General features: G+C 71.8%; 22 protein-coding genes. 14 read left to right on the top strand and 8 right to left on the bottom strand.

The genetic code is table 11. From position 1 onward, the window contains the following. The first annotated feature begins 46 nt into the window (after nt 1-46). From KIK09_RS17995 to KIK09_RS17955, 9 genes are read left to right on the top strand one after another with little or no spacing between them, the layout of a single operon-like run. Nucleotides 47-385, top strand: coding sequence for an NADH-quinone oxidoreductase subunit A (locus KIK09_RS17995; RefSeq protein WP_214320352.1), 339 nt, complete (start codon nt 47-49; stop codon nt 383-385). Further along, entirely contained in the window at nt 376-1,569 is a 1,194-nt protein-coding gene (locus tag KIK09_RS17990; protein WP_214320351.1) for a hypothetical protein, read from the top strand. The genes KIK09_RS17995 and KIK09_RS17990 overlap by 10 nt, the downstream gene beginning before the upstream one ends. After that, complete coding sequence (locus KIK09_RS17985; protein ID WP_214320350.1) at nt 1,562-2,404, top strand: NADH-quinone oxidoreductase subunit H; 843 nt, start codon at nt 1,562-1,564, stop codon at nt 2,402-2,404. Before KIK09_RS17990 ends, KIK09_RS17985 begins: the two co-directional genes overlap by 8 nt. Next, nucleotides 2,404-2,892, top strand: coding sequence for an NADH-quinone oxidoreductase subunit J family protein (locus tag KIK09_RS17980; RefSeq protein WP_214320349.1), 489 nt, complete (start codon nt 2,404-2,406; stop codon nt 2,890-2,892). The genes KIK09_RS17985 and KIK09_RS17980 overlap by 1 nt, the downstream gene beginning before the upstream one ends. Further along, on the top strand, nt 2,882-3,187 hold the full coding sequence (gene nuoK, locus KIK09_RS17975; RefSeq protein ID WP_214320348.1) for an NADH-quinone oxidoreductase subunit NuoK: 306 nt from the start codon (nt 2,882-2,884) through the stop codon (nt 3,185-3,187). The genes KIK09_RS17980 and nuoK overlap by 11 nt, the downstream gene beginning before the upstream one ends. Next, nucleotides 3,184-5,304, top strand: coding sequence for a proton-conducting transporter transmembrane domain-containing protein (locus tag KIK09_RS17970; RefSeq protein WP_214320347.1), 2,121 nt, complete (start codon nt 3,184-3,186; stop codon nt 5,302-5,304). The genes nuoK and KIK09_RS17970 overlap by 4 nt, the downstream gene beginning before the upstream one ends. A gap of 3 nt (nt 5,305-5,307) precedes the next feature. Further along, nucleotides 5,308-6,765 carry a complex I subunit 4 family protein gene (locus KIK09_RS17965; RefSeq protein ID WP_214320346.1) on the top strand — a complete coding sequence of 486 codons (1,458 nt, stop codon included), beginning with the start codon at nt 5,308-5,310 and terminating at the stop codon, nt 6,763-6,765. Then, a complete protein-coding gene (locus KIK09_RS17960) occupies nt 6,762-8,099 on the top strand; it encodes an NADH-quinone oxidoreductase subunit N (RefSeq protein WP_250573231.1) in 1,338 nt (445 codons plus the stop codon). Before KIK09_RS17965 ends, KIK09_RS17960 begins: the two co-directional genes overlap by 4 nt. Nucleotides 8,100-8,127: 28 nt before the next feature. Then, nucleotides 8,128-8,664 carry a carboxymuconolactone decarboxylase family protein gene (locus KIK09_RS17955; RefSeq protein ID WP_214320345.1) on the top strand — a complete coding sequence of 179 codons (537 nt, stop codon included), beginning with the start codon at nt 8,128-8,130 and terminating at the stop codon, nt 8,662-8,664. Here the strand turns inward: KIK09_RS17955 and KIK09_RS17950 are convergent. Beyond that, complete coding sequence (locus KIK09_RS17950) at nt 8,612-9,187, bottom strand: TetR/AcrR family transcriptional regulator (RefSeq protein WP_250573230.1); 576 nt, start codon at nt 9,185-9,187, stop codon at nt 8,612-8,614. The genes KIK09_RS17955 and KIK09_RS17950 overlap by 53 nt on opposite strands. A 105-nt stretch (nt 9,188-9,292) precedes the next feature. On the opposite strand from KIK09_RS17950, the gene KIK09_RS17945 reads away from it, so the two are divergent. Together KIK09_RS17945 and KIK09_RS17940 are read left to right on the top strand one after the other, a co-directional pair. Then, nucleotides 9,293-11,587, top strand: a complete 2,295-nt coding sequence (locus KIK09_RS17945; protein ID WP_250573229.1) for a glycoside hydrolase family 2 protein — start codon at nt 9,293-9,295, stop codon at nt 11,585-11,587. Next, nucleotides 11,580-14,336: an AfsR/SARP family transcriptional regulator gene (locus tag KIK09_RS17940; protein WP_214320342.1), complete on the top strand. Its 2,757-nt coding sequence runs from the start codon at nt 11,580-11,582 to the stop codon at nt 14,334-14,336. Before KIK09_RS17945 ends, KIK09_RS17940 begins: the two co-directional genes overlap by 8 nt. Before the next feature lie 18 nt (nt 14,337-14,354). On the opposite strand, the gene KIK09_RS17935 is transcribed toward KIK09_RS17940, so the two are convergent. From KIK09_RS17935 to KIK09_RS17910, 6 genes are all read right to left on the bottom strand, one after another. Further along, a complete protein-coding gene (locus KIK09_RS17935) occupies nt 14,355-15,341 on the bottom strand; it encodes an aldo/keto reductase family protein (protein ID WP_214320341.1) in 987 nt (328 codons plus the stop codon). 3 nt (nt 15,342-15,344) lie between these two features. Further along, nucleotides 15,345-16,340 carry a LacI family DNA-binding transcriptional regulator gene (locus KIK09_RS17930; RefSeq protein ID WP_214320771.1) on the bottom strand — a complete coding sequence of 332 codons (996 nt, stop codon included), beginning with the start codon at nt 16,338-16,340 and terminating at the stop codon, nt 15,345-15,347. Then, nucleotides 16,337-17,701 carry a GH1 family beta-glucosidase gene (locus KIK09_RS17925; RefSeq protein WP_214320340.1) on the bottom strand — a complete coding sequence of 455 codons (1,365 nt, stop codon included), beginning with the start codon at nt 17,699-17,701 and terminating at the stop codon, nt 16,337-16,339. Before KIK09_RS17925 ends, KIK09_RS17930 begins: the two co-directional genes overlap by 4 nt. Next, nucleotides 17,698-18,519 carry a carbohydrate ABC transporter permease gene (locus KIK09_RS17920; RefSeq protein WP_308164166.1) on the bottom strand — a complete coding sequence of 274 codons (822 nt, stop codon included), beginning with the start codon at nt 18,517-18,519 and terminating at the stop codon, nt 17,698-17,700. Before KIK09_RS17920 ends, KIK09_RS17925 begins: the two co-directional genes overlap by 4 nt. Continuing rightward, a complete protein-coding gene (locus KIK09_RS17915; RefSeq protein WP_214320339.1) occupies nt 18,516-19,469 on the bottom strand; it encodes a carbohydrate ABC transporter permease in 954 nt (317 codons plus the stop codon). The genes KIK09_RS17920 and KIK09_RS17915 overlap by 4 nt, the downstream gene beginning before the upstream one ends. 61 nt (nt 19,470-19,530) lie before the next feature. Further along, entirely contained in the window at nt 19,531-20,829 is a 1,299-nt protein-coding gene (locus KIK09_RS17910) for an ABC transporter substrate-binding protein (RefSeq protein ID WP_214320338.1), read from the bottom strand. A gap of 224 nt (nt 20,830-21,053) precedes the next feature. On the opposite strand from KIK09_RS17910, the gene KIK09_RS17905 reads away from it, so the two are divergent. Genes KIK09_RS17905 through KIK09_RS17895 form a run of 3 tightly spaced genes read left to right on the top strand, consistent with a single transcriptional unit; the run spans nt 21,054 to nt 24,636 of the window. Then, on the top strand, nt 21,054-22,355 hold the full coding sequence (locus KIK09_RS17905) for a cellulase N-terminal Ig-like domain-containing protein (RefSeq protein ID WP_214320337.1): 1,302 nt from the start codon (nt 21,054-21,056) through the stop codon (nt 22,353-22,355). Then, a complete protein-coding gene (locus KIK09_RS17900; RefSeq protein WP_214320336.1) occupies nt 22,247-23,230 on the top strand; it encodes a glycoside hydrolase family 9 protein in 984 nt (327 codons plus the stop codon). Before KIK09_RS17905 ends, KIK09_RS17900 begins: the two co-directional genes overlap by 109 nt. Then, nucleotides 23,230-24,636 carry a glycoside hydrolase family 6 protein gene (locus tag KIK09_RS17895; RefSeq protein ID WP_308164165.1) on the top strand — a complete coding sequence of 469 codons (1,407 nt, stop codon included), beginning with the start codon at nt 23,230-23,232 and terminating at the stop codon, nt 24,634-24,636. Before KIK09_RS17900 ends, KIK09_RS17895 begins: the two co-directional genes overlap by 1 nt. Here KIK09_RS17895 and KIK09_RS17890 read toward each other — a convergent pair. Beyond that, nucleotides 24,633-25,292 carry a FadR/GntR family transcriptional regulator gene (locus tag KIK09_RS17890; protein WP_214320335.1) on the bottom strand — a complete coding sequence of 220 codons (660 nt, stop codon included), beginning with the start codon at nt 25,290-25,292 and terminating at the stop codon, nt 24,633-24,635. The genes KIK09_RS17895 and KIK09_RS17890 overlap by 4 nt on opposite strands. Nucleotides 25,293-25,348 lie beyond the last annotated feature (56 nt).

The raw sequence follows: 25,348 nt of genomic DNA, 5'->3' as shown, positions 1-25,348 counted from the left end.
GTAGAGGTCACTACGTACCTTAGTAGTCAAATTCTGGAGGAATCGGATGGGGATCGGCCTGGTCGTGCTGCTGATCCTGCTCGCCGCCGGAGTGGCGGGGGTGTACGGCGTCTCGCGGATCCTCGCGCCCCGCCCGATCGCCGTCGGCCCGTTCCTGTCGGGGGCGCGTCCGGCCGAGCACGCGCTGTCGCGCTTCCACGTGCGCTGGTACGCGGTCACGCTGATCTTCCTGGCCTTCGACATGGAAATGGTCTTCATGTACCCGTGGGCGCTGGTGGTGGCCGAGGTCGGACCCGTCGCGCTGGTCGAGATGTTCGCCTTCCTCGGGTTGCTGCTGGTCGGGGTGCTCTACGCGTGGCGGGAGGGGGCCTTCCGGTGGGTCTGAGCGGGTGGCTGCTGCGGGCGGCGGCCGTGCGTCCCCGGGTGCTGGTCGTCACCGCGCTGTACGGCACGCCCGTACGGCTGGCCGTCGAGGCGGAGGCGGCCCGGCGTGGCTGGCTGTCCGCCCGGTCGCCCGCCGAGGCCTCGGTCGTGGCGGTGTGCGGCTCCCCGGACGCCGCTCTGGCTGAGGCGATCGACGTGGTGTGGTCCGACCTGCCCGTCCCCCGCGCCCTCGTCCACCTCGACGACCCGGCCGAGGTGGGGGCGGCCTTCGACCGCGCCACGGCCACGCTCTCCGACGAACCCGTCCAGCGCCACGACGCCGAAACCCGCCACCCCTGGCGCCCCGACACGCCCCCCGCCCCCATGAACCACGGCGACATGCCCGACCACGGCGGCATGGATCACGGCGGCATGGATCACGGGGACATGAACCACGGTGGCATGGACCACGGCGAGATGGATCACGGGGACATGGGCCATGGGGACATGGGTGGTCATGGGCACCACATGATGGGAAATCCCGGCGGGCTGAAGATGGCCGACCGCGGCGACGACCGCGACGGACTGAAGCTCGACCGGCTCCACATCCCCCTCGGCCCGATCCTGCCCGACTGGCCCGCCGGCCTGGTGATCCACACCGTCATGCAGGGCGACGTCATCCAGCAGGCCCACGTGTCCACGGCACACGGGCACGGCACGCCGTACTGGCACGAACCCTGGCTGTCCCCGGCCGGAGCGACCAGGGGCGAGGCGGCGAGAAGGACGGCCGCCGCCCACCTCGACAGCCTCACCCGCCTGCTCGGCGTGGCCGGCTGGCCGGGCGCCGCCCGCGAGGCCGCCCGCCTGCGCGACAGGACCCTGGCAGGAGCCCCTGTCCAGGACCCGTACACGCGTTTCGCCAGAAGGGTGGGCCGATCGAGGATCCTCGCCTGGATGCTCAAGGACATCGGCGTGATCGACGACCACGAGCGCGGCAGGGACGCCCTGGACAGGACCCGCTGGTGGCTGGCCGACACGGGCAGGGCGCTCGCCGCGACGGACGACCCCGGCCCGCTTGAGGGAGGCGAAGGGCCCACGAGCCCGCTGCCCGCCGTACTGCCCGAGCTGCTCGAAGGCGCCGAGCTGGCGGCGGCGCGGCTGATCGTCGCGAGCCTCGACCCGGACCTGGAGCTGCCCCATGGGTGAACTGGCCGTGCTGGGCGTGCTCGCGGTCGCGGCCGCCGCGCTGGACGGCAGGCTGGCGAGCGGGCACGCCGACGTGCCGTTCCGCGAGGCCGCCCGGCTGCTGGTCCAGCAGCGGCGCGTGACGCTGCTGCCCGACCTGCTGCTCACCCGCATCGGCGTGATCAGCCTGCTGGTCGCGGCGGTGCTGGCGGCCGTGGTGCTGCCGCTGGGCGGGCCGCCGGTGCTGGACCTCAGTGTCGGGATCGTCTGGTTCAACGCGATCGAGGTCGTCGTCTGGGGCGCGCTCTGGCTGACCGGCTGGGGCGCGAACTCCTTCTACCCGCTGGTCGGCGGCTACCGGTTCGTCGCGCAGGGGCTGGCCTACGAGCTGCCGCACATGTTCGCGCTGATCACGGTGGCGCTGGGCGCCGGGTCGCTGCGTCTGTCCGACGTCGTGGCGGCGCAGCAGGGGCTCTGGTTCGTCGTCTGGATGCCGGCGGCCTTCGTGGTGTACCTGATCTCGGCGCTGGCCTTCGCGTTCTGGGGGCCGATGGGGGAGCCGCTCGGGCGCGACGCGGCCGGGGGAGTGGTGGCGGAGCTGTCGGGGCCCGACCGGCTGGTGTTCATGGCCGGGCGGTACGCCCTGCTCGCGGTGGCCGCCGCGGCCGCCGTGCCGCTCTTCCTCGGGGGCGGGCCCTGGTCGCCGGCCAAGGCCGCGGTGGTGCTGGCCGTGCTGGTCGTGGCCAAGCACCGGCTGCCCGCCGTACGGATGGACAGGTTCATGACCTTCGCCTGGGTCGTGCTGATACCGCTCACGCTGGTGCAACTGCTCGTCGTGGGGATCGTGGTGCTGTGATGTTCTGGATTCTGGCGGTTCTGGCGGTGGCGAGCGGGATCGCGGTGTTCGTGGTCGACTCGATGGCGCGCGCGACGTTCGCGCTGCTGACCTCGCTGCTGGCGGTGGGCGCCACGTTTCTGTTGATCGACCTGCAGTACCTCGGCCTGTTGATCGTGCTGATGATGATCATGGAGATGCTCGTCATGGCGGTCTTCATGATCATGTACATGATGAACCCGGCGGGGCTCATGCCGATGAAGATGGTGCACAACGAGCGCGGCGCCGCGATCATCGCGGCCGCCGCGTTCGCGCTGCTGGCCGCCGGGGTGTTCCTGGTCGACTGGCCGGCGCGCAAGGGCGTGCCGCCCCGCGATCCGACGCACGCCCTGGGCCTGTCGATCATGGGCCCCAAGATGCTGGTGATGATGGTCATCGGGGTGGCGATCCTGGCCACGATGATCGCGACCGTGGTGCTCGCCACGCGCAGGGGGCGTCATGACGCTTGAGGCCTTCCTGCTGCTGGCCGCCGCCCTGTTCGCGGTCGGGCTGTACGGCGCGCTGTCGCAGCAGTCGATCGTCATGCTCATGATGGGCCTGGAGCTCATGATCAACGGGCTGATCGTGGCGGGCGGGGCCTTCTGGTACTTCGTGGCGCCCCAGACCGCGGACGGCCAGGTGCTGGTGCTGGTCGCGGTGACGGTGATGGCGCTGGAGATGGCCATGGGCTTCGCCGTCGCCACCGCCATCTTCCGCGCCCGCGACGTGGACATGACCGACGACGCCAGGGACCTGCGCGGATGAACGCCCTGCTCTGGCTGCTGCCCGGCCTGCCCGCCCTGACGGGCGGCGTCCTGCTGCTGGTACGGCGTGCCCCCCGCGTCGTGGCGATCTCGGCCGCCGCCCTGACGCTGGCGCTGGCCGTCTGGGCGGCGGTGGCGCGGCCCGCGGTCTCGGCGCGGCTGGTGTTCCGGTCAGGGCTGGCCGTGGACGGGCTGTCGGCGGTCATGGTGGTGACCGTGGCCGCCGTCGCGCTGGCCGTCCTCGTGTTCGCCGCCGGGGAGCTGCGGGAAGGGCGCTTCTTCGGGCTCATGCTGATCTTCGTGGCCGCGATGCTGGTCACGGTGACGGCCACCGACCTGGTCCTGCTGCTCATGGGCTGGGAGGTCATGGGGGCGATGTCGTATGCGCTCATCGGCTACTGGTGGCGCGACGGCTCCCGCGTCCGTGCGGGCACGATCTCCTTCGTCACCACGCGCGCCGGCGACCTGGGCCTCTACCTGGCGGCCGGCGCCGCCCTGGCGGGAGCCCTGGCCGCCTCGGGCGCCCAGACGGGTGCCCTCGCCGCCGGGCTCGGCTCGGCATTCGGCCCGGAAACCGCGGCGGGGGGCCCGCTGGGCGCCTTTACGGGTACGGCAGGGAGCGCTTTCGCGGGCGTGGCAGGCGGTGGGGTGGTGCCTGGGCCGGGGCTCGATGGGGTGCTGGCGTTGGGTGGGTTGCCGGGGTTGGGCGGGATATATCGGGATCTGGTGGCCGGGGGGATCGTGCTGGCGGCGCTCGGGAAGTCGGCGCAGGTGCCGTTCTCGTTCTGGCTGTCGCGGGCCATGGCGGGCCCGAGCCCGGTCTCGGCGCTGCTGCACTCGGCGACGATGGTGGCCGCGGGGGCGTACCTGCTGCTGCGGGTCGAGCCGCTGCTTGCCGCGACCGAATGGGCGGCGACCGTAGTGTCCTGGGCGGGCGTGGTGACGGCGCTGCTGCTCGGGGCGGTGGCGCTGGCCCAGCGGGACCTCAAGCAACTGCTGGCGGCCTCGACCTGCGCCCAGCTCGGCTTCATGGTGCTGGGCGCCGGAGTGGGCGCCGTCGCCGGAGGCACCGCGCAGCTGGTGGCGCACGCGGCGGTCAAGAGCCTGCTCTTCCTCGGGGCGGGAGCCTGGCTGACGGCCCTGGGCACCAAGGACCTGGGCTCGCTCGGCACGGCCGCCCGGCGGTATCCGCTGGTGGGGGTCACGTTCACGGTGGGCGCGCTGGCGCTGGCCGGGGTGCCGCCGCTGTCGCTGTGGGTGACCAAGGACGCGATCCTCGGCTCGGTCTCCCAGCCCGCCCTCTACGGCGTGGCCCTCGTCGCCGCCCTGCTCTCCGCCGCCTACGCCGCCAAGGCCCTGGTCGCCGTCTGGCGCCCGGCCTCCGACGCGCCGCCGGTCCTCGAGCACGGGCCCGAGCCGGTCACCGGGCGGGTGGGTGTGCTCCAGGGGATCCCGCTGCCCGTGCTCGCGGTCGGCGCAGCCACGCTGGGCGTCGTCGGGTTGCCGTCCGTGTTCGACGCATGGTCACGCCTGGTGGGGGATGCGGGCGCGCCCGGTCCCACTGGGGGCGAGCTGGTGCTGTCCGGCGCCCTGGCCGTGGCCGTGGTGGCCGCTGTCGTGATCGTGGCCCGGCGGTCCTGGGTTCCCGCGCAGGCGGGTCCCATGGCGGGCCGTACAACCGAGATGGCGGCGGGCCGTACGGACGAGGTGACGGCGGGCCGAGCAGGCGAGGTGGCGGCGGGCCGTGCGGGCGAGGTGGCGGCGGGCCGTGGGAGTGGGCTGGGGCGGGCCGCTGGGGAGTGGCTGTATCTGGAGCGGGGCGCGGAGGCCGGGCTGTGGCGGCCGATGCTGGCGTTGGCGCGCGGGGCGGCGTGGTTCGACGATCACGTGGTCGACGGGATCGTGCGGGCGGTGCCGAGGGCGGGGATGGCGGCGGCCAGGGTGGCGCGCAGGCCGTTCGAGGTGGGGGTCGACGGGGTCGTCCAGGGGCTGGCGCGGACGGCGGGGCGGCTCGGGCGGGTGGCGCGCAGACCGCAGACCGGGCAGGTGCACACCTATTTCGCCCAGGCCGCCGTGGCGTTGATCGTGCTGGCAGTCGTCTTCGCGGTGATGAGGTAACGCGTGCTCTCCCTAGTGATCTTCCTCCCCCTGGTCGCGGCCGCCGTGCTGGCGCTGCCGTGGATCGGCGCCAGGGCCGCGATCTGGGTCTGGATCGCGGCCTCGGCGCTTGACCTGGCGCTGGTCGTGGCCCTGTGGGTGGGCTACCGCGGCGGCATCGGCTACGAGGAGCGGCTGCGCTGGATCCCCTCGGTGGGCGCCGGGTACCACGTCGGCGTGGACGGGCTGTCGCTGCCGCTCATCGCGATGAGCGCGGTGCTGTTCCTGGTGTGCGCCGTCTACTCGCTGCGCGAGCCCGTCAGGCCGCGCGCCTACGCCGCGCTCTTCCTGTTCCTGCAGACTGTGTCGATCGGGCTGTTCGCGGCGCTGGACCTGCTGCTGTTCTTCGTCTTCTTCGACCTGTCGATCGTGGGCATGTACTTCGTGATCGCCGGGTGGGGGCACGGCGACCGGGCCCGCTCGGCGCTGAAGTTCTTCCTCTACACCTTCCTCGGCTCCCTGTCGCTGCTGCTCGGCTTCATCGGCCTGTACCTGGCCGGGAACACGTTCGACATGGTCGAGCTGATCCGCAACCCGCCGGCGGCCCCGGCCGTGGTGCTGCTGGCGATCGGCGTCGGGCTCGCGGTCAAGACCCCGACCGTGCCCGTGCACACCTGGCTGCCGCCCGCGCACACCGACGCGCCCGCCGCGGGGTCCGCGATCCTGGCCGCCGTCCTGCTGAAGATGGGCACGTACGGCATGGCCAGGATCGCGATGCCGATGCTGCCCGAGGCGTGGCGCGCCTACGCGTGGGTGGTCATCGTGATCGGCGTGGTCAGCGTGCTCTACGGCGCGCTGGTGGCGCTGGCTCAGGAGGACATGAAGCGGCTGATCGCCTACACCTCGGTCAACCACATGGGCTACATCGTGCTGGCCCTGGGCGCCGCGGGCCTGGCCGGCGGCGGGACGCAGGCGCGCGAGGTGGCCGTCGACGGGGCCGTCACGCAGATGGTGAGCCACGGGCTGATCACCGGGGCGCTGTTCCTGCTGACCGGGGTGCTGTGGGACCGCGCCGAGAGCTACCAGATCCCGAGATTCGGAGGGATCGCGGGCAGGGCGCCGGTGTTCACCGGGCTGATGGCTCTGGCGGCCTTCGCCTCGCTCGGGTTGCCCGGCCTGTCGGGGTTCATCGCGGAGTTCCAGATCTTCACCGGAGTCATCGGGGCCGGGGCGGTCTGGGCGGGCGCGCTCGGCATCGTGGGCATCCTGATCACCGCCGCGCTGCTGCTCAGGCTGCTGCACCGGGCCTTCCTCGGCAGCCCGGGCGAGCTGACCCCGCGCGTCACCGACGTGCGGCCGCGCGAGCTGGCCGCCGTCGCGCCGCTGCTCGGCCTCTCCCTGGTCATCGGCATCGCGCCCCGCTGGCTCCTCGACATGATCGAACCCGCTTCGGCGGCCCTGGTGCACCTGGTCGGCCGATGACCGGGATGATGAACGAGAACCCGCTCGACCTGCTGCCCGAGCTGCTCATCCTGGCGGGCGCCGTGATCGGGCTGCTCACCGGGATGTTCCTGCCCCGCGACAGGCAGCGGATCGTGGCCTGGATCTGCGCGCTCGCGCTGGCGGGATCGCTGGCCGCCACGGCCGCGGCGGTGGGGCGTGATCTGATGGCCTTCGAGTTGTACGCCGTCGACCCGCTCACCAACCTCGCCCGCGCCACCGTGGCCGTCGCCACCCTGCTCGCGCTCTGGCTGGCGGCCGGCTGGGCCGGGGGCGCCGCCCGCGAGACCGAGGTCTACGTCCTGATCATGCTCGCCGCGCTCGGCACGGTCCTGCTCGCCGGCGCGGACGACCTGCTTGTGCTGGTGGCGGCCTACCTGCTGGCCAGCATCCCCGCCTACGCGCTGGTCGCCTTCGCCAAGGACGCCCACGGCACCGAGGCGGCGCTCAAGTACTACCTGATGGGCGCCTTCATGGGCGTCCTCATGCTCGCCGGCGTCACCCTGCTGTACGGCACGGCCGGCACCACCTCCTACCGCCCCGGCGCCCCGGTCGTGGCCGTGATCCTGCTGCTCGCCGGGCTGCTGTTCAAGGCCGGCGGCGTGCCCGCGCACTTCTGGCTGCCGGACGCCGCGGAGGGCGCCTCAAGGCCGGTGGCCGCGTTCGTCACCACGGTGCCGAAGATCGGGGCGTTCGTGGCGCTGTTCCGGCTGGCCGAGGAGGTCTTCCGCGAGCCGCTGCTGCTCGCGCTCATCGCCGCGGCCACCATGACGCTGGGCAACCTGGCCGCCTTCTACCAGGACAACGTGCGGCGACTGCTCGCCTACTCCTCCATCAGCCAGGCCGGATACCTGCTGGTGCCGGTCGCCGTGGCGGGGCGCAGCGACCTGGCCGAGCCCGCGCTGCTGTTCTACGTGGCCGCCTACGCGGTCACCAACCTGGGCGCGTTCGCCGTGGTCCAGGCGGCGGGCACGGACCGGCTGCAGGACTACGCGGGGCTGGCGCGGCGCTCGCCCTGGCCGGCCGCCGCGCTGGTGGTGTGCCTGCTCGGGCTCGTCGGGACGCCGCCGACCGCGGTCTTCGTCGGCAAGCTGCTCGTCTTCGCCGCCGCCTGGGACGGCGGGTACGCGTGGCTGGCCGTCCTGGCCGCCGTCAACACCGTGGCCAGCGTCTTCTACTACCTGCGCTGGATCAGGCCCGTCTTCGCGGGGGAGGGGGCGGCGGCGCCCCGGGTCTGGGGATGGCCCGCGCTGGTGGCGTCGGCCGGCTCGGTGGCGCTCGGAATAGCCAGCGGCGCGCTCCTGCTTATACGGTAGGGGGGTATATTTCCGATAAGGAGGAAGCATGCGCCGCTTGACCGCGCTCGAACCGGACCAGGCTCCGGACAAGTCCCGCGACCTGCTGAACGACATCATCGCCAGGCGTGGCTCGGTGGGCGAGATGGTCTCCACCATGGCCAACTCGCCCGCGCTGCTGGAGGGCTACCTGGCCTTCTCGCGGGCGATGAAGCGGGTGAAGATCCCGCGGGCGCTCGGGGAGAAGATCTCGCTGGCCGTACAGGAGTGGATCGGGTGCGCGATGTGCCGTCAGGCGCACGCGGACGCGGCGCGCGCGGCCGGGTTGAGCGAGGCCGACATCGAGCTGGCCCGCCAGGGCACCTCGACAGACGCCCGCGAGGCGGCCCTCATCGGGGTGGCCGTCAGGGTCTTCGCCGAGCCGAGCTCGATCACCGACGAGGACGTGGCGGAGCTGCGGGCGCACGGCTGGAGCGACCGCGTGATCGCCGAGGTGGTCGGCCTCGTCACGCTGAACCTCCTGACGGGCGCCTTCAACCTGCTGGCAGGGATCGAGCCGAGAACACAGGAGCCAGCGTCCGCCTGAGCGTCTCGCCCGCCGCCGCCCGGTCGAGCCGCCCTGCCTCGACCTCGGCGGCGGCCGTGTGCAGGATCGCGAAGAACGTGCTGACCAGCCATGACAACGGCAGGTCCGTGCGGATCTCGCCCTCGTCGCGGCCCCGCTGGATGAGCTGCTCGACCCGGTGCAGCGGCTTGGCGTGCGACTCGCGGATGCGCTCGGTCGGCAGCAGCCTGTCGGCCGCCACGAACAGGCTGCTGTGCTGGTCGAGCACCTCCCACGAGGAGCCCACCAGCCGCGTCAGAGCCTCGGCCGCCGGCATCCGTTCCAGCTCGGGATCGTCAAGCAGGTGGTCGGCCTGCTCGACGGCCCGGTCCATCACGGCCTCGACCAGTTGCTCGCGCGAGGGGAAGTGGCCGTAGAGCGTCACCCTGCCCACCCCCGCGGCCTTGGCGATGTCGGCGACGCTGGCCGCGTGGTCGACGCTGAGCAGGCGGCGGCCCGCCTCGAGGATCGAGGCGATGTTGCGTTCTGCGTCGGCGCGGACCATGGTCATCAGCCTACTCGGGCGGGACGCTGCCGCCCTTTCGGTGACGTCCGGGCGAATGATCCTGGAACAATGGCTCCCGCCAGGAAGCCCACTGATGGAGCCCACTTGCGACCTCTGCACCACGCCTGGACTCTGTCCGGCGCCGGACACCACCGGGTCCCCGCCACGGTCCCCGGCTGTGTCCACACCGACCTGCTGTCGGCCGGCCTGATCGACGACCCCTACGTGGACGACAACGAGCACCACCTGGGCTGGATCGGCCGCCAGGAGTGGACCTACGAGACGTCCTTCACCTGGCACGACGACGGCCACGACCGGGTCGACCTGGTGTGCGAGGGGCTCGACACGGTGGCCACCGTCCTGGTCAACGGCGCCCGCGCGGGCAGCGCCGCCAACATGCACCGCACCCACCGCTTCCCCGTGCGCGACCTGCTGCGCGCCGGCGACAACACGCTGACCGTGGTCTTCGCCTCGCCGTACGGCTACGCCGAGGCCGTCCGCGCGGAGGTGGGCGACCGGCCCGGCGCCTACGCCGAGCCGTACCAGTTCATCAGGAAGATGGCCTGCGGCTTCGGCTGGGACTGGGGCCCGACGCTGGTCACCTCGGGCATCTGGCGGCCGATCGGCCTGCACGCCTGGTCGGGCGCCCGCCTGGCCGAGGTGCGCCCCGTCGCCTCGGCCGACGGCCGCGTCGAGGTGCACGTCCGCGTCGAGCGCGCCACCGACGCCCCGCTCACGCTGACCGCCGAGGTGGCGGGCGTCCACGCGGAGGTACGGCTGGCGCCGGGCGAGACCGAGGCCGTGCTCGCCCTCCACGTCCAGGACCCGGAGCCGTGGTGGCCCCGCGGGTACGGCGAGCAGCCCCTGTACGACCTGACCGTCAGGCTCGGCGACGAGACCACGACCACCAGGATCGGCTTCCGCGACGTGACCCTGGAGCGGGAGGCGTTCCGGCTGAACGTCAACGGCGAGCCGGTCTTCGTCAAGGGCGTCAACTGGATCCCCGGCGACTGCTTCCCCTCCCGCGCCACCCCCGACCGCCTGAAGGACGCGGCCGAGGCGGGCGCCAACCTGGTCAGGGTGTGGGGCGGCGGCCTGTACGAGAGCGACGCCTTCTACGACCTGGCCGACGAGCTGGGCCTGCTGGTCTGGCAGGACTTCCCGTTCGCCTGCGCCGCCTACCCGGAGGAGGAGCCCCTCTGGAGCGAGGTCGAGGCCGAGGCCAGGGACAACGTGGCGCGCCTGGCCGGGCACGCGTCGCTGGTGCTGTGGTGCGGCAACAACGAGAACCTCGAGGGGCACCGGCACTGGGGCTGGCGGGCAGGACTCGGTGACCGCACCTGGGGCGCCGGGTACTACCACGGCCTGCTGCCGAAGGTGGTGGCCGAGCTCGCGCCCGCCACGCCGTACTGGCCGGGCAGCCCCTACTCGGGCAGCCCCGAGCTGGACCCCAACGACCCTGCGCGGGGCACGATCCACCTCTGGACGGTGTGGAACACCCAGGACTACACCCACTACGCGGCCTACACGCCCAGGTTCGTGGCCGAGTTCGGCTTCCAGGGCCCGCCCACGCACGCCACGCTGCGCAGGGGCAGCACGCAGGATCCGCCGGTCTCGCACCAGAAGGCGGCCGGCGGCGACGACAAGCTGCTGCGCGGCCTGGGCGAGCACCTGCCCGAGCCCCGCACCCATGACGACTGGCACTACTACACCCAGCTCAACCAGGCCCGCGCCGTCGCCTTCGGCGTCGAGCGCTTCCGCGCGCTGGCCCCGTACTGCATGGGCGCGATCGTCTGGCAGCTCAACGACTGCTGGCCGGTCACCTCCTGGTCCGCCGTCGACGGCGAGGGCCGCAGGAAGCCCCTCTGGTACGGCTTGCGCCGCGCCTACGCCCCGCGCCTGCTCACCTTCCAGGGACCCGAACTGGTCGCGATCAACGACACTGCCGGGCCGTGGCAGGGCGAGGCCGAGCTGACCAGGATCGCCGTCACGGGCGAGGTGCTGGCCAAGGAGCAACTGCCGGTACAGGTGGGCCCGCGTTCGGTGGCGGGCTTCGAGCTGCCGTGGGACGCCACCCCCGGCGAGCTGGTCGTGGCCGTTCTCGGTGAGGCGCGGGCGCTGCGGCCCGGCGCCGAGGACCCGGCCATGGGCTACCCGCGGGCGGCCTACGACGCCGTCGCCGAGCGGGTGCCCGGCGGGGTGCGGATCCGGGTGACGGCGGTGACGATCCTGCGCGAACTGGCGATCTTCCCCGACCGGGTGGACCAGGGCGCCGCCATCGACGACCAGCTCGTCACCCTGCTGCCCGGTGAGAGCGCCACCTTCCACGTCACCACCGCCGCGGACGTGGACCCGGTGGCCTTCACCCGTCCGCCCGTCCTGGGCTGCGTCAATGAGTGACCTGCGCTTCCGCGTCCTCGGGCCGGTGCGGGCCTGGCGCGGCGAGGAGGAACTGGACCTGGGCTCGCCCCAGGCCCGGCTGACGCTGGCCGTCCTGCTACTGGCCGGTGGCCGGGTGGTGGGCAGGGAGCGGCTGATCGACGCCATCTGGGGCGACGACCCGCCGCCCACCGCGCTCGGCGCCCTGCGCACCTACGTGTCGCGGCTGCGCTCGCGGCTCGGCGACGGGGTGATCACGTCCGCGGGCGACGGGTACGCGGTGCCCGCGCCGCGGCTCGACCTGGACGAGTTCACCCGGCTGTGCGAGGCGGGGCAGCACGAGGAGGCGCTGCGGCTCTGGCAGGGCCAGGCCCTCGGCGGACTCGCCGGCGGCTACGCGCAGGCGCAGCGGGACCGGCTGGAGGAGCTGCGGCTGTCCGCCGTGGAACGCGCCGCCGAGCAGGCGATCGAGCAGCGCCGCGGCGGCGAGGCCGTGGGCGAGTTGAGCGCGCTGTGCGCCGCGCACCCGCTGCGCGAGCATGCGCGCGGGCTGCTCATGCGGGCGTTGGCCGCCTCGGGCAGGAAGGCCGAGGCGCTGGCCGTCTACACCGACACCCGCCGCCTCCTGGCCGCCGAGCTCGGCGTCGACCCCTCCGCCGAACTGGCCGCGCTGCACCGGCGGATGCTGGCCGACGACGCGCCCGCTCCCGCCCCCGCCGCCAAGCTGCTGCGACCCGCGCAGCTGCCCGCCGACATCGGCGACTTCACCGGAAGGGCCGCCGAGGTCGCCGAGCTGACCGCCGTCGTCCGGCCCGGCCGCACGGTCATGGTCGGCGCCATCGCCGGCATCGGCGGGGTGGGCAAGACCCGGCTGGCCGTGCGGGCCGCGCACCTGGTCAGGCGGGAGTTCCCCGACGGGCAGCTGTACGTCGACCTGATGGGCATGCACGCCAGGCCGCTCGATCCCGCGCACGTGCTCGGCTCGTTCCTGCGCGCGCTCGGCGTCGCCGACGTGCCCGACGAGGCGGCGGAGCGGGCCGCGCTCTACCGCTCCGCGCTGGCCGAGCGCCGGGTGCTCGTACTGCTCGACAACGCCGCCGACGCCCGGCAGGTCAAGGCGCTGCTGCCCGGCTCGCCCGGCTGCGCGGTGATCGTGACGTCCCGGGCCAGGCTGGTGGCGCTGGAATCGGCGCACCGGCTCGACCTGGACGTGCTCGAACCCGGCGAGGCGCTCACCCTGCTCGCGCGCATCGCCGGGGAGGAGCGGGTCGCCGCCGAACGGGCCGCCGCCATGGACGTGGTGGCCGCCTGCGGGTTCCTGCCGCTGGCGGTGCGGATCGCGGGCTCGCGGCTGGCCGGGCGGCCCGGCTGGACCGTCGCCCGGTTGCGCGACCGGCTCGCCGACGAGCGGCGCCGCCTGGCCGAGCTGCGCGTGGGGGAGCTGGCCGTGGAGGCCACGTTCTCGCTCGGGTTCGACCAGCTCACGGCGGAGCAGGCCAGGGCGCTGCGGCTGCTGGCCGTACCCGATGCCCCCGATCTGTCGGCCGAGACGGCCGGGGCCGTGCTGGACGTCGGCGAGCAGGCGGCGGAGAAGCTGTGCGAGGCGCTGGTCGACCTCAGCCTGCTGGAGTCGCCGGCACCGCGCCGCTACCGCTTCCACGACCTGCTGCGGACCTTCGCGCGCGGCCGGGTGGGCGAGGAGGAGGCGCGGCAGGCGCGGCGGCGGCTGCTCGACTTCCACCTGGCCGGCGCGGCGGCGGCGCTGCGCGTGCTGTGGCCCGGCTACCTCGTCAACGACCACCTGGCGCCGACGCGGGCGAGCGGGCTGCCGCTGGCCACCCCTGAGCAGGCACGGAGCTGGGCCACCGGCGAGCTGCCGGGGCTGCTCGGCGCCACCGCCGAGGCCGAGGACGTCGCGCAGGCCGTGGACCTGCTGCTCGTCCTGGCGATCCTGCTGGATCTCACCGTGTACGGGCCGGAGGTGGCGGCGGCGCTGAGCGCGCTGCCGCCCACGCCGCGCCGCCGCTACCTGCTCGGCTACGCCTACTGGTACCTGGGCAGGGCCGACGACTGCGCCACCGAGATGACCGCGGCCATGCGCGACGGCCAGGACGACGTGGTGGTGCGGGTCGGCACCAGGCAAGGGCTGGCGATCATGCTCAGGCGGCGCGGCGAGCGGGCCGAGGCGGCCGGGCACCTGCGCGCGCTGATCCAGGAGCGGCTCGAGCTCGGCGACGGGCTCGGCGTGGCATGGGACCAGGTGAACCTGGGCATGGTCCTGCTCGATCTGGGCGAGCCGGCGCAGGCCCTCCAGGAGGCCGACCGCAGCATCGTCCTGGCCCGCGAGCTGGGGCACCTGCCCACCCTGGGGCACGCGCTCATCGTGCGCGGCACCGCGCTGCACCGGCTCGGCGACCGCGCCGAGGCCGGCACTGCGCTGCGGGAGAGCGTGGAGATCGCCGCCGCCGGCGGGCAGCACCTGATGCAGGCGATGGCCATGACCCGGCTGGCCGAGGTCGAGCTGGCGGCCGGGCACGCGCTCGAGGCGCTGGTCCAGGCGGAGGCGGCGATGGCGGTGGTGCCGGTGCACGACGCCGACGACCGGCGCGCCGACATGCTGGCGGTGCTGGGCCGCGCGCTCGTCCTCGCGGGACAGCCGGAGCGCGGCAGGGCCTGCCTGGAGCAGGCCCTGGCCGTCTACGACCGGCTCGGCAGGCCCGAGGCCGACCAGGTCCGCCGCCACCTCGTCACGGGCGCGGCCACGAGCTGAGTACGGTGGCCTCCGGGGTTACGGGCGCGCCGGCGGGCTGAGCGGGCCGTCGAGGTGGCGCTCGATGATGCCGTCGAGCGCCTCGTCGATCGCCTCAAGCGCGGCGGCGTCCAGGGTGACCCCGGCGGCCTTGGCCGAGTCGGCGAGCTGCTCGGGCCTGGAGGCGCCGACGACGGCCGCCGACACGGCCGGGTTCGACAGCGTCCAGGCGATCGCGAGCTGCGCCATGCTCAGGCCGTGATCGGCGGCGATCGGCGCGAGCGCCCGCACCCTGGTCAGCACCTCGTCGGTCAGCAGCCGGGCGATGTACTGGCCGCCGTCGGGATCCGTGGCCCTGGTCCCCTCGGGGATGGGCGCGCCCGGCAGGTACTTGCCGGTCAGCACGCCCATCGCCAGCGGCTGGAAGACGAGCTGGCCGATGCCGTGCCGCTGCGACACGGGCACGATCTCGGGTTCGATCACCCGGCGGATCATGTTGTACTGCGGCTGGTTCGACACGATCAGCCCGGGCGCGATCCGCGCCGCCTCGGCCAGCTCCGCCGCCGTCCACTCCGACACGCCCACGTACAGGACCTTGCCCTGCCGTACGAGGTCGTCGAAGGCCCGCAGCGTCTCCTCCAGCGGGGTGCTGCGGTCGTAGCGGTGGGCCTGGTAGACGTCGATGTAGTCGGTGCCGAGGCGGCGCAGCGAGCGCTCGGCCGAGCGCAGGATGTGCTTGCGGTTGAGCCCGCGGTTGTTCACGCCCGCGCCGGTGGGCCAGTAGACCTTGGTGAGGATCTCGATCTCGTCCCTGTCCACCTGCGCCAGCGCCCGGCCGAGCACCTCCTCGGCGCGGCCGCCCGCATAGGCGTCGGCGGTGTCGAACGTGGTGATGCCCAGGTCGAGCCCGGCGCGGACGCAGGCGTGGGCCCGCTCCTCGTCGATCTGGGCGCCGTGGGTGATCCAGTTGCCGTAGGCGATCTCGCTGACCATGAGGCCGCTGCGGCCCAGGTGTCGGAATTCCACTGTCTAACTCGATTCGCGGATGACGAGATGGGGAGTGAGGACCAGGGCGGCGCGCGACTGGCGCTCGCCCGAGATGAGGGAGGTCAGCAGCCTGACCATCTCCCTGCCCATGTCCTCGATGGGCTGGTGGACCGAGCTGAGCCCGGTGAACTGGGCGTGGCTGGAGTCGTCGAACCCGACCACCGCGACGTCCTGCGGCACCCGGCGCCCCGCCTCGGCCAGCACCCGCAGCGCGCCCACGGCCATCAGGTCGGAGGCGGCGAACACCGCGTCCACGTCGTGCGCCAGCAGTTCGCGCATCCCGCGCGCGCCGCTCAGCTCGGTGAAGTCGCCGTGCACGATGAACTCGGGCAGCCCGGCCAGCATCAGCGCCTCGCGGTAGCCGCCGAGCCGGTGCAGCCCGGCGATCATGTCCATCGGCCCCGAGATCGTGGCGATCCTGCGCCGCCCGCGCTCGACCAGGTGGTCGACGGCCATGTGCGCGCCGCTGTGGTTGTCGACGTCCACGACCTGCGAGACGATCTGCGGCCCGATCGAGCGCCCGCCCTGCACCGTCGGCACGCCGATGTCGACCAGGAACCCGGGCAGCGGGTCGTCGCGGTGCTGCGACAGCAGCAGCACCCCGTCGACGTGCCCGCCCGACAGGTAGCCCTCCAGGTTGGCCCGCTCCTCCGGCGTGCCCGCCATCGTCAGCAGCAACTGCCTGCCGGTCGCCGTCAGCTCCGAGGTGATGCCCCTGATGATCCCGGCGAAGAACGGGTCGGAGAACAGCCGTTCCTCCGGCTCCGCGATCACCAGCGCGATGCTGTCGGTACGGCTGGCCGCCAGGGACCTGGCCGCGTGGTTGGGCACGTAGTTGAGCTCCGCGATGGCCCGCTCGACGGCCTCCCGGGTCTCCGGCGAGACGTTGTCGGCCCCGTTGACCACCCGGGAGACCGTGCCCCTGCCCACCCCGGCGTGCGCGGCCACCTCGTCCAGGGTCACCCGTTTGCGGTTCACAGCTCGCCCTTGCGGATGCGGGCCGCGTACCACAGGGCCGAGTCCTTCGGGGTGCGCCGGTGGGTGTCGAAGTCGACGTGCACGATGCCGAACCGCTGGTCGTACCCGTGGGCCCATTCGAAGTTGTCCAGCAGGGACCAGGCGAAGTACCCCTTGAGCGGCACGCCGTCGCGGATGGCGTCGGCGCAGGCGTTCAGGTGGCGCTGCAGGTAGTCGATCCTGTCGGGGTCGTGGACGGCGCCGTCGGCGCTCACCACGTCGGCGAAGGCGGCGCCGTTCTCGGTGACGTAGAGGTCGACCGCCGGGTAGTCCTTGCGGAGGCGGACGAGCAGGTCGTACAGGCCACGCTCGTCGATCTCCCAGCCCATCGTGGTGCGCTTGCGACCGCCCTCCATCCAGCGGGCCGACTCGGCGCCGATCCACGGCGTGCTGCCCTGCGCGGCGGGCTCGCCGGCGGCGACCAGCGCGGGGGAGTAGTAGTTGACGCCGAGGAAGTCCACCGGCCGGGAGATGATCTCCAGGTCGCCGTCGAGGACGTGGGAGAAGTCGCTCAGATCGGCCAGGTCCGCCACGATGTCCGCGGGGTAGGAGCCGCGCAGCACCGGGTCGAGGAACAGGCGGTTCTGGATCCCGTCGATGCGCCTGGCCGCGTCCACGTCCTCGGGCGCCTCCGTCGCCGGGGTCACATGCGACATGTTCAACGTGATGCCGATATTTCCGGACAAGGTGGGGATTGCTAGGCCGTGGCCGAGCAGCAGGTGGTGCACGGCCGCCACGGCCGCCGACGGCTCCTTGCGCCCGGGGGCGTGCTCGCCGTTGGCGTACCCGAGCAGCGCCGAGCACCATGGCTCGTTCAGCGTCGTCCAGTGGCTCACTCGGTCCTTCAGCGCCTCGTGCACGATCCCGGCGTACTCGGCGAAGCGGTAGGCCGTGTCCCTGACGGGCCACCCACCCGCGTCCTCCAGGTACTGCGGCAGGTCCCAGTGATAGAGCGTCGGCCACGGCAGGATGTCGCGTTCCAGCAACGCGTCGACCAAGCGATCGTAGAAGTCCAGCCCCTTCTGGTTGACCACCCCTGGTTCGGGCATGATGCGCGGCCAGGCGATCGAGAAGCGGTAGGCCTTCAAGCCGAGTCCGGCCATCAGTTGCACGTCGTCCAAATAACGGTGGTAGTGATCGCAGGCCACGTCACCGGTGTCGCCGTGCTTGACCTTGCCCGGCGTGCGGCTGAAGGTGTCCCAGATGGACGGCCCCCTGCCGTCATCCGCGAACGCGCCCTCGATCTGGTAGCTCGAGGTGGCTGCACCCCACAGAAAGAGGGTGGGGGTGGGAGCGGAGCGGGGTCGGATTTCAACTGTCATGCCTTGACGGCCCCTTCCATGATGCCGCCGATGATCTGGCGGCCGAAGACCACGAAGACGGCCAGCAGCGGCAGCGTGGCCACCAGCGTCCCCGCGAACATCAGCGTGTAGTCGGTGTAGTACTGGGTGGCCAGCTGGCTGAGGGAGAACTGAACGGTCGGGTTGTCCGCCTCGAGCACGGCCCGCGGCCAGATGAACTCGTTCCAGGTCCCCATGAAGGTGAACAGCGCCAGGACGGCGACGCCGGGCCGCAGCGCGGGCAGCACGACGCTCCAGTAGATGCGGAAGCTGGAGCCGCCGTCGACCGTGGCGGCCTCGATCAGCTCGTCGGGCACCGCCCTGACCGCGTACTGGCGCATCATGAACACGCCGAAGGCCGAGACCATGAACGGCACGATCACCGCCTGCAGGGTGTTCTGCCAGCCCAGCTTCACCATGATCATGTAGAGCGGGATGACGCCCATCTGGACCGGGATCATCATCGTCGCCAGGATGATCACCAGCAGCGCGTTCCTGCCGCGGAAGCGCAGCTTGGCGAAGGCGAACCCGGCCAGCGAGCAGAAGAACACCACCGACACGGTCACCGCGACCGAGGCGATGGCCGAGTTGACCATGCCGAGCGCGAAGTTGGCCTGCTCGGCCTCGAACAGCCGCGTGACGTTGGCGCCCAGCTCGCCGCCCGGCGTCATCGGCGGCGGGTACTGGCCGACGACGTCGTTGGTGCGCGTGGCGATGACGAACATCCAGTAGAGCGGGAAGACCGAGATCACGATCGAGGCGAGCAGCGTCAGGTAGACGAGCCGGTTCTGCTTGATCACTTGTCCACCCCGTTCATCCGCCGGGAGATCAGGAAGTTCACCAGCGCGATCAGCACGATCAGGATGAAGATCATCCAGGCGACCGCGGAGCCGTAGCCGTAGTCGAAGTCCTCGAAGGCCTTCTTGAACATGTACATCGCGGTCGTCTGGAACTGGCCGAGGCTGCCGCCCGACAGCTTGCCCTGGCCGAACAGCAGCGGTTCGGTGAACAGCTGCATGCCGCCGATCGTCGACATGATCACCGTGAAGATCACGGCCGGTTTGATCATCGGGATCGTGATCCGCCAGAACTGCCGCGCCTTCGACGCCCCGTCCAGCTCGGCCGCCTCGTAGACGTCGCGCGGGATCGACTGCATCGCGGCCAGGTAGATCAGCGCGTTGTAGCCGGTCCACCGCCAGTCGACCATGGTGGCGATCGCGGTCCACGACGACCACTTGTCGGCCTGCCAGTCGACGGGCGCGGCCCCGAACAGGCCGATCACCCAGTTGGCCAGCCCCGCGTCGCGCGAGAACAGCTGCGAGAACACGATGGCCACGGCCGCGATCGAGGTGATCATCGGCGCCAGGACGCCCATCCGCAGGAACGTCAGCCCGCGCAGCGGCCGGTTGAGCAGGCTGGCCAGCACCAGCGCGATCAGCAGCTGCGGCACGCTGGCCAGGACGAACATCCCGACGGTGTTGAGCACCGAGTTCCAGAAGTCGGGATCGGCGAACAGCTCCGCGTAGTTGTCCAGCCCGACGAACGTGCTGTCCCCGGCCAGCTGCCAGTCGTGCAGCGACACCCAGGCCGTGTAGACCAGCGGGAACAGCCCGAAGATCGCGAAGAGCACGAAGAAGGGCGCGATGTAGAGGTACGGCGAGCCGGCCCGGTCGAACCGCGACGTCCACTTCGCCTTGGGGACCCGCCTGGCGTGCAGGGCGCCGGGCCGGGTCTTCGCTTCGACGCTCAACCTGTCACCCCCGCGGCGCGAACCCCGTGCGGCGGAAGGGCGCCGCACGGGGAGATCGGGATCACTTGGCCGCGCGCTTGGCGTCGTCGAGGGCCTTGGTCCAGGCGGCGCCGGCGTCGAGCTTGCCCTGCTCCAGTGCCAGCAGCGCGTCACCCACCCTGTCCTGCACGACCTGATTGTCCGGGCCCAGGTAGATGGGCTTGAGCGACTTGGCCGACTCGCCGAAGATCTTGCCGACCGGGGCGTTGTTGAAGAAGGCGTTGGAGAAGCCCTGCACCGCCGGGTCGTCGATGGCCTGCGGCGAGGACGGGAAGTTGTTGGCCGCCTTGAAGGCGCCCAGCTGGCCCTCGGGGCTGGTCAGGAACTTGACCAGCTCGGCCGCCTCCTTCTGGTGCTTGCTCTGCGCAGGCACCGCCAGGAACGAGCCGCCGCGGACCGCGCCGGAGCCGGGCACCTTGGCCACGTCCCACTTGCCGGCCAGCCCGTCGCCCGCCTGCTCCTTGATCAGGCCGAGCATCCAGGCGGGGCAGGCGATCGTGGCGAACGACCCCTGCTTGAACCCGGCGTTCCACTGCGGGCCCCACATCTGCAGCTTGGCCGACAGTCCGGCGGCCACCATCCTGGTGGTGATGTCCCAGGCGCTCTTGACGGCCGGGTTGGTGTCGATGACCAGCTTGTTCGAGGTGTCGAAGTAGGTGTGGTCACCCTGCTGGATGAGCACGTTCTGGAAGATGTTGCCGGCGGAGTCGAAGAACTTGGCCTCCTTCGAGGCGGCCACGAACTTCTTGCCCGTCTCGATGTAGGCGTCCCAGGTGGGCCAGAGCTTGCTCACCTCCTCGCGGTCGGTGGGCAGGCCGGCCTTCTCGAACAGGTCGCGGCGGTAGCACATGCCCTGCGCGCCCACGTCGGTGCCGAGGCCGACCAGCGTCTTGCCGTCGGGGGTGAGGGCCTGCTTCCACTTCCACTCCAGGAACTTGTCCTGCAGCGAGCCCGCGCCGTGGTCCAGGAGGTTGACGAAGTTGGCCGGCTTGGCCATGAACTGGACGAGGATGCCCTCCTCCAGCGCGACCACGTCGCCCGCGCCGCTGCCGGTGGCCATCCACTGCTGCAGCTTGGGCAGGTAGTCGCCGAGCTGGGCGATGTTCTCCTCCTTGATCGTGACGTTCGGGTGCGAGGCCTCGTACTGCTTGTAGAGGTCCTTGTAGCCGAAGTCACCGAAGGTCTTGACGACGAGCTCGGTCTTTCCGCCCGCCTTCGCCTGGTTCGACGAGGAGCCGGAGCCGCCGCACGCGGCCGCCGTGGCCACGATGCCCGCCAGAGCGACCGCGGCCACGAGGCCACGGCGAAGCTGACCCTTCATAGCGGAACCTCCCTAGGAATGCACCACTCACCTGCGTTGACGCCGCCGGTACCGGTGTTGCTCCCTAATTTTGGGAGCGCTCCCACGGAGACTAAACCAAGATTCGGACGGGCGAAAGGCCCGACCCACAAAGGAAATTTACAATGATCAACCCCTTGACGTAACACCTGGAGTGAGGTGATGATCGCGCCGACGCCGCCGGACCGCTTCACGAGAGGTCCGGCATGTTCATTCGATGGCGAGTGGCCTGCGCGCTGACGGCGCTCGCGCTTCCTCTTGCGCCCGCGCAGGCGGCGCACGCGGCCGGCTACGAGCGCGTGCTCAACGGCGGGTTCGACGCCGGCTCCAAGGAACCCTGGTGGAGCAGCGAGAACACGCCCTCCAGGGTCCAGGACGGCCGGCTGTGCGCCGACGTGCCCGCGGGCACCGTGAACCCGTGGGACTCGATGATCGGCCAGAACGACATCCCGCTGGAGAATGGCCAGTCGTACACGCTGTCGTTCACCGCCAGTGCCACCAGGGACGTCGCGATCACGGCGATCGCCCAGATGAGCGGCCCGCCGTACACCACGCCGGTGGCCGGGCGGGTGAGGTTGACCGCGACCCCGCAGCACTTCGAGATCACCGGCACGTCCACGGTGGACGAGCCCAAGAGCCAGGTCGCCTTCCAGATGGGCGGCGCGACGGAACCGTACACGCTGTGTCTGGACGACATCTCCTTCGTCGGCGGCGTCGTGCCGCCGGGCGGCGTGCGCGACCTTGGCTCGCCCGTGCGCGTCAACCAGGTCGGTTACCTGCCCGGCGGCCCCAAGCGCGCCACGGTCGTCACCGACGCCACCGCGCCGCTGACCTGGCGCCTGCTCGACGAGGACGGTACGGCCGTCGCCACGGGAACCACCAGGCCGCACGGCCCGGACGCCATGTCCGGAGACACCGTCCAGACCGCCGATTTCACGAAATTTCGGACGCCTGGCACCTATCGCCTCCAGGTAGGCGAGGACAAGAGCGAGCCCTTCGCCATAGGTCAGGATCTGTACGGCAGGCTGCGCAGGGACGCGCTCGCGTACTTTTATCACAACCGCAGCGGCATCCCCATCGAGGCGAAGTACGTGGGCGAGGCCTACGCCAGGCCCGCGGGCCACCTCGGCGTGCCGCCCAACCAGGGCGACACCGACGTCCCCTGCCGGCCGGGCACCTGCGACTACCGGATGGACGTGCGCGGCGGCTGGTACGACGCGGGCGACCACGGCAAGTACGTCGTCAACGGCGCGCTGGCCGCCTGGCAGCTCATCGACCTGTACGAGCAGGCGGGCGACGTCCCGCTGAGCATCCCCGAGCAGGGCGGCGCGCTCCCCGACGTGCTGGACGAGGCCAGATGGGAGCTGGACTTCCTGCTGCGGATGCGCGCCCCGACGGCATGGTGCACCACAAGATCCACGACGCCGCCTGGACCGGGCTGCCCCTGGCCCCCGCCGCCGACCCGCAGCCGCGCCTGCTCTACCCGGTCTCCACCGCCGCGACGCTGAACCTGGCCGCCGTCGGCGCCCGCTGCGCCCGCGTCTACCAGCGCTTCGACCGCGCCTTCTCCGCCCGTTGCCTGGAGGCCGCCACCAGGGCGTGGCAGGCCGCGCTGAAGAACCCGGAGCTGTACGCCCCGGCGGAGAGCGTCGGCGGCGGGCCCTACGACGACACCAAGGTGAGCGACGAGTTCTCCTGGGCCGCGGCCGAGCTGTTCGCCGCCACCGGCAAGCGCGGCTACCTCGGCAGGGTCACCACGGTGCTGACCACCGGCAACTTCTCGTGGAAGGACACCGGCGGCCTGGCCGACCTGGCCCTGGCCCGCGTGCCGTACCGGATGGACCCGATCACCTACCTCAAGCTGGTCATGCGCATCGCCGGCGTCGCTGACCGGCACCTGGCGGACCTGCGCGCGCAGGGGTACGCCAACCCGTTCCTGCCCACCGACGGCAAGTACGTCTGGGGCTCCAACAGCGCGACCGCCAACGAGGCGTTGGTCCTGGCCTACGCCTACGACCTCACGCGTCTGCCGAAGTACCGCGAGGGGGCGCTGGAGTCGCTGGACTACCTGCTCGGCCGCAACGCGCTCAACCAGTCCTACGTCGCCGGGTACGGCGAGCGGTCCAGCCAGAACCAGCACCACCGGTTCTGGGCCCACCAGCTCGACCCGGCGCTGCCGCATCCGGCCCCCGGATCCCTGGCGGGCGGCCCCAACTCCGGCCTGCAGGACCCGGTGGCCCAGCGCGCGCTGCAGGGCTGCGCCCCGGCCAAGTGCTACATCGACGACATCGGCTCCTACGCGACCAACGAGGTCGCCGTGAACTGGAACTCCGCCCTGGCGTGGCTGGCCGGCTTCGCCGACACCCAAGGAAAGGTGCACTAGTGAGACGCTTGTCCGCCCTCGTGGCCGTGCTCGTGGCGATGGTGGGGCTCACCGCCTTACCCGCGCAGGCGGCCACCGAGCTGATCAAGAACGGCACGTTCGGCACGACGAACCCCGACAACTGGTGGTCGAGCACCGCCGCCCCCATCAGGATCGAGACGGGCAGGCTCCGTGTCGACGTCGCCTCCGTGGCGAACCCCTGGGACGCCATCGTGGGACAGAGCGGCCTCTCCCTGACCCAGGGCAAGAGCTACACGCTGGCCTTCGACGCCTACTCCAGCGTGGCCTACACCGCGCGCACGACCGTGCAGCTGGAGTCCTCGCCATCCACCCAGCCGCTCAGCCAGGACGTGGCGCTCACCACGGCGAGCAGGCGCTTCTCCTTCCCGTTCACCTGGTCGGCGGCCTCGACGACCGGCGGCGCCCAGGTGACCTTCCAACTCGGCGGGCACGGCGCGGCGGTGGTCCGCTTCGACAACGTCTCGCTGCAGGAGGCGGCCAACCCGATCTCCGGCACGACCGGCCTGTACGTGGACGACCAGTCGCACCCCGCGCAGTGGGTGTCGGCCAACCGCACGAGCGACCCCGGCAGGGCGTCGGCCATCGACGCGGGCATCGCCACCAAGCCGATCTTCCAGTGGTTCGGCGACTGGTTCCCCAACCCCACCAACGCCGTCACGACCTATGTGAACGCGGCGCAGGCGCAGAACAAGCTGCCGATGCTCGTCGCCTACAACGTCACCAAGCGTGACTCGTGCGCCACCCAGTCCACCGGCGGCGCCCCCGACGAGCCCACCTACCAGACCTGGATCACCAACTTCGCGAACGCGATCGGCACGCGCCCGGCGATCGTGGTGCTCGAGCCCGACGCAATCCCCGGCATGAGCTGCCTCGACGGCAACCAGCAGGCGCTGCGGCTGCGCGAGCTGAACTACGCCCTCGACACGCTCCGCGCCAAGGCGCCCAACGCCTGGACCTACCTGGACGCGGGCAACTCCACCTGGGGCGCGGCCACCGACATCGCCCGCTGGTCGGACCAGGCGGGCCTGCGGAAGGCGCGCGGCTTCTCGCTGAACGTCTCCAACTTCTTCACCACCGCCGACACAGGGACCCGCGCCGGCGCGGTCAACGCCGAGCTGACCAAGTACGGCTACACCAAGCCGTACGTGATCGACACCAGCCGCAACGGCAACGGCCCCTACACCGGCCCGCCCATCAACGACTCCTGGTGCAACCCGCCGGGACGCAAGCTCGGCACGCCGCCCAAGCAGCAGCAGACCGGCGCGGAGTTCCTGCTCTGGGTCAAGGTTCCCGGTGACTCCGACGGCTCCTGCAACACCGGTGCGGGGATCCCGGCCGGAACCTTCGATCCCGGCCTGGCCATGCACCTGATCAACGGCGACTAGAGGTCACGCTCCTGCTGGTCGAGGATGGTGACGCCGGCGCCGATCGCGCGCGCGGCGTCACCGTCCTCGACCGCTTTCATCAGCTCGGCGTGCGAGTCGTCGTAGTCCAGCACCGCCTGCTCCATGTTCCGCACGCTGTCCCGCAGCGCCTCGCTCATGCTGCGGTAGAGATCGGTCAGCAGCGGGTTGTGCGCCGCGTCCGCCACGTGCAGGTGGAAGGCCACGTCAGCGTCGGCGAAGGCGTCCAGGTCGCCCGCGCGGGCCGCGGCGTCCCTGCGTTCCAGCGCCACCCGCATCAGCGCCAGGTCCTCGGGCGTGCGCCTGGTCGCCGCCAGTCGCGCCGCCACCATGTCCAGGCCGCGCCGCACGTCGATGATGTCCATCGCGGCCGCCCTGTCCAGCCGCCTGCGCAGCGCCACCTGCGACTCGTCGGTGGCCGTCACATAGGTGCCGTCACCCTGCCGCGTCGTCAGCAGCCCCGCGTGCACGAGCACCCGCACCGCCTCACGCACCGACAGCCTGCTCATGCCCAGAGTCTCCGCGAGCTGGCTCTCGGAGGGGATCTTCGTCCCGACCGGCCAGGCGCCGCTGGAGATCTCGCCGCGCAGCTCCTCGATCGCGGCGTCGACGAGAGACGTCCGCGCTACGTTTCGCATTCATCCTCTTCTCTAAACATCTGATGTCTGATAAATCTATCGCGAAGTCCTCCCCA

This window comes from Nonomuraea sediminis, from assembly GCF_018531495.1.
GTDB lineage: Bacteria > Actinomycetota > Actinomycetes > Streptosporangiales > Streptosporangiaceae > Nonomuraea > Nonomuraea sediminis.
The sequence above is the reverse complement of the archived record's forward strand: the minus strand, read 5'-3'. Positions and strand labels throughout refer to the sequence as shown.

Bases quoted from the DNA above. Each gene is read 5' to 3' on its own strand.
- KIK09_RS17890 (WP_214320335.1), bottom strand. From the start codon at position 25,292: ATGCGAAACGTAGCGCGGACGTCTCTCGTCGACGCCGCGATCGAGGAG.
- KIK09_RS17925 (WP_214320340.1), bottom strand. From the start codon at position 17,701: ATGACAGTTGAAATCCGACCCCGCTCCGCTCCCACCCCCACCCTCTTT.
- KIK09_RS17980 (WP_214320349.1), top strand. From the start codon at position 2,404: ATGTTCTGGATTCTGGCGGTTCTGGCGGTGGCGAGCGGGATCGCGGTG.
- KIK09_RS17960 (WP_250573231.1), top strand. From the start codon at position 6,762: ATGACCGGGATGATGAACGAGAACCCGCTCGACCTGCTGCCCGAGCTG.
- KIK09_RS17970 (WP_214320347.1), top strand. From the start codon at position 3,184: ATGAACGCCCTGCTCTGGCTGCTGCCCGGCCTGCCCGCCCTGACGGGC.
- KIK09_RS17985 (WP_214320350.1), top strand. From the start codon at position 1,562: ATGGGTGAACTGGCCGTGCTGGGCGTGCTCGCGGTCGCGGCCGCCGCG.
- KIK09_RS17900 (WP_214320336.1), top strand. From the start codon at position 22,247: ATGGTGCACCACAAGATCCACGACGCCGCCTGGACCGGGCTGCCCCTG.
- nuoK (WP_214320348.1), top strand. From the start codon at position 2,882: ATGACGCTTGAGGCCTTCCTGCTGCTGGCCGCCGCCCTGTTCGCGGTC.
- KIK09_RS17905 (WP_214320337.1), top strand. From the start codon at position 21,054: ATGTTCATTCGATGGCGAGTGGCCTGCGCGCTGACGGCGCTCGCGCTT.
- KIK09_RS17940 (WP_214320342.1), top strand. From the start codon at position 11,580: ATGAGTGACCTGCGCTTCCGCGTCCTCGGGCCGGTGCGGGCCTGGCGC.
- KIK09_RS17910 (WP_214320338.1), bottom strand. From the start codon at position 20,829: ATGAAGGGTCAGCTTCGCCGTGGCCTCGTGGCCGCGGTCGCTCTGGCG.
- KIK09_RS17955 (WP_214320345.1), top strand. From the start codon at position 8,128: ATGCGCCGCTTGACCGCGCTCGAACCGGACCAGGCTCCGGACAAGTCC.
- KIK09_RS17995 (WP_214320352.1), top strand. From the start codon at position 47: ATGGGGATCGGCCTGGTCGTGCTGCTGATCCTGCTCGCCGCCGGAGTG.
- KIK09_RS17950 (WP_250573230.1), bottom strand. From the start codon at position 9,187: ATGGTCCGCGCCGACGCAGAACGCAACATCGCCTCGATCCTCGAGGCG.